This window comes from Kaistella sp., assembly GCF_032060305.1.
Lineage (GTDB): Bacteria > Bacteroidota > Bacteroidia > Flavobacteriales > Weeksellaceae > Kaistella > Kaistella yananensis.
Map to the genome: position 1 here is coordinate 23578 of NZ_DAMBHK010000010.1, position 8762 is coordinate 32339.

Sequence of the window (8762 nt, forward strand, 5' to 3'; positions counted from 1 at the left end):
TTACATTATAAAGTTATGGTTAATTGTTTTTCATGATAATTCGGAAAGTAGTTCCCTTCCCTACTTCACTGTGTGCGATTTTTATATCGCCGCGGTGATATTCTTTAATCACCCTTTTCGCCAGCGAAAGTCCAAGACCCCAGCCGCGTTTTTTGGTGGAATATCCCGCTTTGAAAGCATTCGCTGCCTGGTAATTTGTCATTCCGGAACCGGTGTCTTTAAAATCGATTACAATATGGTTATTTTTTTCGTAGAGATCAATCTCCAGATTACCTTCGCCTTTCATAGAATCCACGGCATTTTTAACGATATTTTCGATGACCCAGCTCAACAGGATTCTGTTGTGCGGAATAAGCAGCTGATGTTTCGGCAATACCAGCATAAAACGGACTTTAGACGAAATTCTGGATTTCAGATAATCGTAATTTTGCTGTAAAGTTTCATTGATGTTAAGGTCATTAAGCTCCGGAACCGAACCGATTTTTGAAAATCTTTCGGATATGGTTTTCAGCCGGTTAATGTCGTTCTCAATCTCTTTTACACCCTGGCTGTTTTCATTTTCCATCCGGAGAATTTCAATCCAGCCAATCATTGATGATAGCGGTGTTCCGATCTGGTGCGCAGTTTCTTTTGCCAAACCGGCCCAAACGTAACCTTCGTCGGTTTTTTTAATGGTTCTGAGAAACCAGAATGAAAACGAAATATAAGCTACAACAAGCAATCCCAGGATATAGGGCGTGTACCGTAAATTATTAAGAAGTTTGGAATTTGTGTAAAAAACGTACTGGTTATTCCCATCCGGCATCTGTAATTCAATAGGTTTGTACGAGTTCTCCATATTTTGAAGAAGAGAACGCATTTTTTGGGGATCTTTCGCAACATTCTCAGGAATATTCCGCTGAAAATCTGGGCCGAGCGGTTTTTTATTACGGTCGGTTACAATAACCGGAATTGTATTGTTGGTATTGTTGATCTGAAAAATCAATTCCAGTGTGTTGGGATCTACAATAATTTCTTCCTGCTGCTGAAATTTTATTGCGGTTGCAAAAAGCTCGATTCTTTTAATTTCTTCTTTTCTCAGGTAATTGATGAGAATAACAGAAGCCACCACAACGCCCGTCACCGCAAGGGTAAGCAGAATATAGATAACCCAGTTGTTGATTTTAGAGAGAAAGCTTCTGCGTTTCATTTTAAATTTTTAGGTTACTTTAAAACATTTAAAACTTTATACAGTGCATCACTCAGGTTTGAACTCTGATAATTATTAATAATGATCGCAAAAACATACTTCTTGCCGTCTTTGGAAGTATGATAACCTGCAAAAGATTTGGTGTCTTTCATGGTGCCGCTTTTCATTTTCATGCCATTGGCCTGGGTAGGAAATCCTTCAAAAAAATCATTAAACCAAGGCTGTTTTCGGCTCCAGAGCAGGGCCTGAACTTCTGCTCTTGCAGAGACATAATTCTGAGGCGAAAGACCGCTTCCATCAGCGAAATTAATCATTGCCGGGTTAATTCCCTTCTCCTTCCAGAATTCTTTTAAATAACTGATTCCCGCATCAAAACTTCCCTGATTTTTCTTTTCTCTCCCTAAAGTTTTAATAAATGTTTCGCCGTAAAGATTTACACTTTTACGCATAAACCAGTAGACAATTTTATCAAGAGTCGGAGATTTGTGCTCGAAAATAACCGTATTTTTTGGCGCGGTGAGAATTTTTTCGCCATTAATTCTCTGCATGGAAGTTGAAGTAACTTTTCCGCTAAAACTAATGCCTGAATCCTGCAGCCATTTTTTTATTTCTGTACCTAATGTTAAAGGCGGATTGGGTGTTGCACCGGAAACCGTTATTGCTTTGGCAGGAAGTGTTCCGTTAATAAGCGCTACATCCGAATAAGGTGCGGTAAAAATCAGGCTTTGATCAGAAGTTCCGCCCGTTTTCAGATCGTTAACCCAGTTTACATTGGGAAGATTAACATTCAAACCTTTCATTTCCTTCCCGTTTATACTTATGTCGAACTGGTTTTCTCGCCAGTTCACGCTCCAAACTCCGGCTCCGTAATAATTCCCCAAATCATTCCAGGGCCAGCCGCCAGGAACCGTTTGAAAATCAAAATAAGAATCATCAATGATTAAATCTCCTGAAATCTTCGAGATTCCTGTTTGTTTTAAAGCTTCCAGAAATTTCTGTCTGAAGTTTTCAGGTTTGTAATTGTCGTATCTCCAGCTTCCTAACGTGGGATCACCATTAGAATGGACATAAAGGTTTCCCGACAGATTTCCTCCAGAAATATCTCCGGAATAAGAAGCCGTGGTAGTGTACTGATAATTTTTTCCTAAAGTTTCCAAAGCAGTTGCAGCTGTAAAAATCTTTTGAGTAGATGCAGATGAAAGTCCGCGGTTGCCGTTATGTTCATAAATGAAATTTCCGTTTTCATCAGCAACATATACCGATAAATTGGCAGCGTATGCAGGAGCTGAATTAAGTAGATTTTTTGTTGCAACATCTAATTTCTGGGCAATATTCTGCGACAAAAAAGTCTGTGAGCTGAGCAGAAGTATGGCAATGAGTCGGGTCATTTTCCTTTTTATTTTCAAATATAACGAAATAATCTTTTTTATTATGAACCGAGAGTAATAGATTTGGTATTTAAAATTTATCCGATTTAAGGTTTATCTATGGCTATTTTTCAATAAACAGCCCAATAATTATGCATTTTTACTTATTTTCGTAGCTCTTAAACAGTTTTGTTACATGGTATACGATTTAGAACAGGAAAATAAGGAAATTCTCGCGCGTTACAGGGATTTAATTTCCAACACTTACCGCACTCTGGATGAGGAACAGAACAAAGTTATCCGGAAAGCGTTCGATATTGCCTTGGATGCGCACAAAGACCAGCGTCGCAAAACCGGTGAGCCTTACATTTATCACCCCATCGAGGTGGCAAAAATTGTCGCCAACGAAATCGGTTTGGGAGCCACTTCTATAGCTTGTGCGTTGCTTCACGACGTCATCGAAGATTCGGAATACACTTATGAGGACATCAAAAAAATATTTGGAACAAAAATAGCAGATATTGTCAACGGACTCACGAAAATTTCGGTGATGAACCACCAGAATATTTCGATTCAGTCTGAAAACTACCGTAAACTGCTACTTACCCTTTCAGAAGATTTCCGGGTCATTCTCATTAAAATTGCCGACCGGCTTCACAATATGCGGACGCTGGAAAGCATGGCGCCGGATAAACAGAAAAAAATCGCGTCGGAGACAGTATATATTTACGCCCCATTGGCGCACCGTCTCGGCTTTTATAATATTAAATCTGAACTCGAGGATTTATCTTTAAAGTTTAATAATCCCCATGTTTATTTTGATATTGCAGAACGCCTGGAATTAGCCAAGGAAAACCGCGAAAAATACATTGAGGAATTTAAAAAAGAAGTTTCTGAACAACTGCTGGACGAAGGGTTGAATTTCTCGATTAAAGGCCGTGCAAAAGCAATCTCTTCGATTTACCGCAAGATGCTGAAGCAGAATGTAACTTTTGATGAAGTTTTCGACAATTACGCGATCCGGATTATTTATAAATCGGATGCTAAAAATGAGAAATTCCTTGCCTGGAAAATCTATTCTATCGTAACCGACCTTTATCACAGCAATCCCCAGCGGATGCGCGACTGGATTTCGCAGCCGCGTTCTACAGGTTATGAAAGTCTGCATTTAACGGTTTTGGGACCCGATAAAAAGTGGATCGAAGTACAAATCCGTTCCGAAAGAATGGATGATATTGCTGAAAAAGGCGTTGCCGCGCATTATAAATATAAAGAAGGCTTCAGTAAAAATAGCGACGAAAAAAACTTCGACACTTGGGTTACGGAAATCCGTGAGGTATTAGAAAATCAACAATCGCTTACCACGACAGAACTTTTAGATAATATTAAACTCAATCTTTATTCGAAAGAAGTTTTTGTTTTTACGCCGAAAGGCGAAATTAAAATTCTGCCCATTGGCTCTACTGCTCTCGATTTTGCATTTTCGGTTCACTCAGATTTAGGAACAAAATGTCTGGGCGCAAAAGTTAACGGAAAACTGGTTCCCATTTCTTATGTACTTCAAAACGGCGATCAGGTAGATATTCTCTCGTCCCAGAACCAAAAACCAAAATCCGACTGGCTCGATTTTGTTGTTACTTCTAAAGCGAAATCGAAAATTAAAGCGATTTTAAATTCAGAAAAAAATCAGTTGGTAGAAGAAGGCAAAGAAATTCTTCAGAGAAAAATGCGCCATGCAAAACTGAATTTCAATGATGAGGAAATCAATAAAATGCAGAAATTCTTTAATCTGAAAACTTCTCAGGATTTGTTTCTGAGCTTCCAGAACGGAAATCTGGATATTGGTGATATTAAGAAGTACACTGAAGGCAAAGGTCTTTTCAGCAATTTAATTCAGAGGTTCCGAAAATCGCCTACGAAGAACACAGAGTTTACCGAAGTACCCGACACTAATCTGAATCTTATCGTTTTTGGTAAAGATGAAGAAAAGATGAATTATTCTTTTGCGAAATGCTGTAAGGTGATTCCGGGTGATAAAATTTTCGGTTTCATTACGATTTCAGACGGAATTAAAGTTCATAACGATGGCTGCCCTAATGCCATAAACCTGCGTGCACAATACGATTACCGGGTTTTACCTGCAAAATGGGTGAACGAAGAAAGCTTCAAAAACAGAATTAAAATTGAGATCGAAGGACTCGACAGGATGGGGATGATCAACGACATCACAGCCGTGATTAGTAACTCCATGAACATGGATATGAAAAGTATGTCCATAGAATCCAACAACGGTATTTTCCTCGGCAACATCAACCTCGAAGTCAGAAACAAAAGCCAGCTGGAAGAAACCTTCAAACAGCTGAAAAACATCAATGGAGTTTCCCGCGTTAAACGTCTTTAAAAATTAATACAATTCATGCTTATTACCGATTATTTCAAGAAATTTCTTCACCACTCTCAGTCCTCCGGAGTTTTACTTATTATCTGCGTTGCCTTTTCGCTGATGATTGCCAACTCATCACTGGGTCCGGCTTTTCAGAATCTGCTGGACAAAGAAATCGGGACCCATATTTTTCAGCTGAATTACCCGCTGAGCATTTGGATTAATGACGGCTTAATGGCCATTTTTTTCCTGCTGGTGGGCCTGGAAATAAAGCGTGAAATTCTGGAAGGAGAGCTTTCGAACTTTAAGAATGCGTCTTTACCCATCGTTGCCGCATTAGGCGGAATGGTAGTGCCGGCGCTGATTTACTTTTTCTTCAACTCGGGAACCGACTATGAAAATGGATGGGCCATCCCGATGGCGACCGACATTGCATTTTCTTTAGCCATTATTTCGATGCTGGGAAAAAGTGTTCCGCTTTCTCTCAAGATATTTTTAGCAGCACTTGCAATTGTGGATGATTTGGGAGCAATTATGGTAATTGCTATTTTCTATACCGACCAGATTCACTGGGACTATTTAGGTTTATGTGCTTTGATGGTCGCTGTTTTAGCGATTTTAAACTTCCTGAATTTTAAAAAGCATATTTTCTATATCATTCCCGGAATTTTTCTTTGGTATTTTATGCACCATTCGGGTATTCATGCGACTATTGCGGGAGTGTTGCTGGCGTTTACAATTCCTACCAACATTTCAACTACAGAAATATCGCCGCTCGAAAAGCTGGAACAGAAACTTCATCTGCCTGTCAATTTCCTTATAATGCCGATATTTGCACTTGCAAATACCAATATTACCTTTAAAGAAGGCATGGTTGATGGGCTTTTCAGCAGTTTGGGCTATGGAATAATGTTGGGGCTGGTGCTTGGGAAGGTTATTGGGATCAATTTATTCTCCTTTATTTTCATTAAACTTAAGATCAGCAGCTTGCCTGATAAAAGTTCGTGGCCTCAGATGTTGGGAACCGGCCTGCTGGCGGGAATTGGCTTTACGATGTCGATTTTTATTGCACTGCTTTCATTTAAAGGACACACTGAAATTCAGGAAGAAGCAAAATTTGCTATTCTGGTAGCATCATTTATTTCGGCAATCACCGGATTTCTGCTCCTTAAATATCTCGGGAAGAACAAAAAGATTTCTGCTTAAACTTTTTTAGATTTTGATGGTGTGCGTATCATCCGGCTCCTCCAGGTCCGGGAGAAGTTCTGCATCAAACTGATGGGCATTATTTTTCATTTCATCGGCAATCATTTTCTCTACGCGCACTTTTTTAATGGCGATATTCAGTTCATTGCCTAAAAGAATCAAAATAATATTGAGGTTTACCCACACCATCACTAAAATAATTGAACCAATCGATCCGTAAATAACGTTGTATCGGGCAAAATCCCGCACATAAATCGCAAAGATATAAGTAAGCAGCACAAAGAGAACCGTGGTAAGAACCGCGCCGGGAATGGCCTGTTTGAAAGTGGTAATCTTAAGACATCCTACCCAGTAAAAAAGAGCAAGTAAAATAAAATAGAAAACCGGAAACGAGAAAAATCCAATAATTTTCGACATATTTTTTACAAGCCACGAAATATTGATTTCGGGAGTAAAAAGCTTCAAAACCACCTCGCTGTAATAAACGCCGAGCAGAGACGCGATGATAAGGATAATAAAGGCGATGGTGATAAAAAAAGCTACGATGTACTCTTTCACCACGCCACGCTGCAGATTGGTATTGATATTAAATCCGTTAATTAAAGAGTGTGTGCCATTTACCGCAAAAATCATCGCAAAAAGAATAGTGAGATTGCTGATGTTTTTCATGTTCGGAATGATGAAAGTCTGGATATAATTCGAAACATCCTGCTGAATATGCGCAGGGAAAACATTATGCATCAGCACCTCGAAAATGTAAAACTGCAGTTTGTCGTAATGCGGAAGATAAGGAAGCAAAGACAGTAAGAAAAGGATAAATGGGAACAGACTCAGGAAAAAACTCCACGAAATACTGGCCGCACTTCGCCCGATCTGCATTTTAAAAACACCCTGCCCGTAAATTTCAAACATTTTCCAGAGCGAAATTCCCAACACCGGGATATGAATATTATCCAGATACCGATGGATTTTGAGAAGGAATTTAGGAGTTTTAATACCCATTAATCTATATTTGCAGAACAAAGATAAGAAATGAGAATCAATTTGCTTTGCATTGGTAAAACCGACGATAAAGAAATCGCCAGTCTGGTAAAGTACTACCAAAACCGGCTTCCGCGACACTGGAATTTTGAAATTACCGAAATTGCCGATGTAAAAAATGCAAAGAATCTTTCACCCGAACTTCTGAAAAAAGAAGAAGCCAAACTTTTTCTCAGCCACACCGAAAACAGCGATTTGGTAATTCTTCTCGACGAAAACGGAAAGCAGTTCACCAGCCGAGAATTTGCCGGAAAAATCGACAACTGGATGAATTTGTCGGTTAAAAAAGTCTCTTTTTTTATTGGCGGAGCTTATGGATTTGCCGATGAAATTTACCAGCGTGCGAACGAAAAAATGTCGCTATCGAAAATGACCTTCACGCACCAGATGATCCGCCTATTTTTTGTAGAACAGATTTACCGCGCCGATCAGATTCTTCAGGGAAAACCTTATCATAACGACTGATGCATCAGATTCAATTCCCTTGGAATATCCATCACCACATCAACCTTTTTCGTATTTTTGTTTTATGACTCAGGATTTAAGTTTACGCACGGTTACCGTAATGCGTTACATTTTGCCTTTAAGAGAAGGCGGCTCCCTGCCTGCTTTGGCAGAAGCGGATGACGATTTTAAATATGTGCTGAAATTCCGTGGCGGCGGTCACGGTGTAAAGATGCTGATTTCTGAGCTTTTGGGCGGAAAAATTGCCGAAGTTCTCGGTTTACAGATCCCGGAACTGGTTTTTGCCAACCTCGATGTAGATTTCGGGAGAACCGAAGGCGACGAAGAAATTCAGGATCTTCTCAAGTTCTCAGAAGGCATAAATCTGGCACTGCATTTCCTTTCCGGAGCGATTGCGTATGATGGTTCCTTAAAAATCGATCCTTTGCTGGCTTCAAAAATTGTGTGGCTCGATGCCTACATTACCAATATCGACCGTACCTTCAAAAACACCAATCTGCTGATGTGGCACAAAGAACTTTGGGTGATCGATAACGGTGCGTCGTTCTATTTCCATCATTCGTGGATGAATTTTGAAAAACATGCGTTGAGTCCTTTTGCGTATATAAAAGATCACGTCCTGCTTCGCCAGGCTTCGATGCTTGATGAAGCAGATGCTTTTGCCAAAACAGTTTTAAATGAAACTATTCTGCGCCAGATTGTAGAACTTATTCCTTTGGATTGGCTGCATTGGAACGATACAGATGATTCACCCGAAGAAATTAAAGAAGTGTATTTTAATTTCCTGAAAACGCGACTAGAGAATTCCCATAACTTTGTAAATGAAGCGAAAAATGCAAGAGGTTAAAATTTACGAATACGCGGTGATCAGGCTGGTTCCCAAAGTTGAAAGAGAAGAGTTTTTCAACATCGGACTTGTTTTGTTTTCTAAAAGGGAAAAGTACATTCGTGTTGAATTTCATCTGTGTCCGAAAAAATTTGAACTGATGCAGTGTGAAATGGATTACAATGACATTCTTCAGAATTTAGAAAATTTCAAACATGTAGCCAGAGGTGAAAAAGAAGGCGGAGAAATTGCATCTTTTGATATTCCGGAACGTTTCCGGTGGCT

General features: G+C 39.5%; 8 protein-coding genes. 5 read left to right on the forward strand and 3 right to left on the reverse strand.

The genetic code is table 11. From position 1 onward, the window contains the following. Window positions 1-19 precede the first annotated feature (19 nt). Both V5N63_RS02545 and dacB read right to left on the reverse strand, forming a co-directional pair. A complete protein-coding gene (locus tag V5N63_RS02545) occupies window positions 20-1189 on the reverse strand; it encodes a sensor histidine kinase (protein WP_332032698.1) in 1170 nt (389 codons plus the stop codon). A gap of 14 nt (window positions 1190-1203) precedes the next feature. After that, window positions 1204-2577 (reverse strand): D-alanyl-D-alanine carboxypeptidase/D-alanyl-D-alanine endopeptidase, encoded by a 1374-nt coding sequence (dacB, locus tag V5N63_RS02550; protein WP_332032699.1) that lies wholly within the window; start codon window positions 2575-2577, stop codon window positions 1204-1206. 175 nt (window positions 2578-2752) lie between these two features. Between dacB and V5N63_RS02555 the strand changes: the two genes are divergently transcribed. Then, complete coding sequence (locus tag V5N63_RS02555; protein WP_332032700.1) at window positions 2753-4957, forward strand: RelA/SpoT family protein; 2205 nt, start codon at window positions 2753-2755, stop codon at window positions 4955-4957. 15 nt (window positions 4958-4972) lie between these two features. Further along, window positions 4973-6145, forward strand: a complete 1173-nt coding sequence (gene nhaA, locus V5N63_RS02560; protein WP_332032701.1) for a Na+/H+ antiporter NhaA — start codon at window positions 4973-4975, stop codon at window positions 6143-6145. A 6-nt stretch (window positions 6146-6151) separates the two neighbouring features. On the opposite strand, the gene V5N63_RS02565 is transcribed toward nhaA, so the two are convergent. Next, the gene (locus tag V5N63_RS02565; RefSeq protein WP_332032702.1) at window positions 6152-7147 is read right to left on the reverse strand and encodes a YihY/virulence factor BrkB family protein; all 996 of its coding nucleotides are present in this window, start codon (window positions 7145-7147) and stop codon (window positions 6152-6154) included. A gap of 30 nt (window positions 7148-7177) precedes the next feature. On the opposite strand from V5N63_RS02565, the gene V5N63_RS02570 reads away from it, so the two are divergent. The 3 genes from V5N63_RS02570 to V5N63_RS02580 all read left to right on the forward strand — a co-directional run. Beyond that, window positions 7178-7651, forward strand: a complete 474-nt coding sequence (locus V5N63_RS02570) for a 23S rRNA (pseudouridine(1915)-N(3))-methyltransferase RlmH (RefSeq protein ID WP_265144269.1) — start codon at window positions 7178-7180, stop codon at window positions 7649-7651. A 64-nt stretch (window positions 7652-7715) separates the two neighbouring features. Continuing rightward, window positions 7716-8498, forward strand: a complete 783-nt coding sequence (locus V5N63_RS02575) for a HipA family kinase (RefSeq protein ID WP_332032703.1) — start codon at window positions 7716-7718, stop codon at window positions 8496-8498. Continuing rightward, a partial coding sequence (locus tag V5N63_RS02580; protein ID WP_332032704.1) for a DUF3037 domain-containing protein occupies window positions 8485-8762 on the forward strand: 278 nt, incomplete at its 3' end. The genes V5N63_RS02575 and V5N63_RS02580, both read left to right, overlap by 14 nt.

What these genes read in the sequence shown, in the direction of transcription:
- V5N63_RS02570 (WP_265144269.1), top strand. Translation starts at nt 7,178, where the DNA reads ATGAGAATCAATTTGCTTTGCATTGGTAAAACCGACGATAAAGAAATC.
- V5N63_RS02565 (WP_332032702.1), bottom strand. Translation starts at nt 7,147, where the DNA reads ATGGGTATTAAAACTCCTAAATTCCTTCTCAAAATCCATCGGTATCTG.
- V5N63_RS02575 (WP_332032703.1), top strand. Translation starts at nt 7,716, where the DNA reads ATGACTCAGGATTTAAGTTTACGCACGGTTACCGTAATGCGTTACATT.
- nhaA (WP_332032701.1), top strand. Translation starts at nt 4,973, where the DNA reads ATGCTTATTACCGATTATTTCAAGAAATTTCTTCACCACTCTCAGTCC.
- V5N63_RS02555 (WP_332032700.1), top strand. Translation starts at nt 2,753, where the DNA reads ATGGTATACGATTTAGAACAGGAAAATAAGGAAATTCTCGCGCGTTAC.
- dacB (WP_332032699.1), bottom strand. Translation starts at nt 2,577, where the DNA reads ATGACCCGACTCATTGCCATACTTCTGCTCAGCTCACAGACTTTTTTG.
- V5N63_RS02545 (WP_332032698.1), bottom strand. Translation starts at nt 1,189, where the DNA reads ATGAAACGCAGAAGCTTTCTCTCTAAAATCAACAACTGGGTTATCTAT.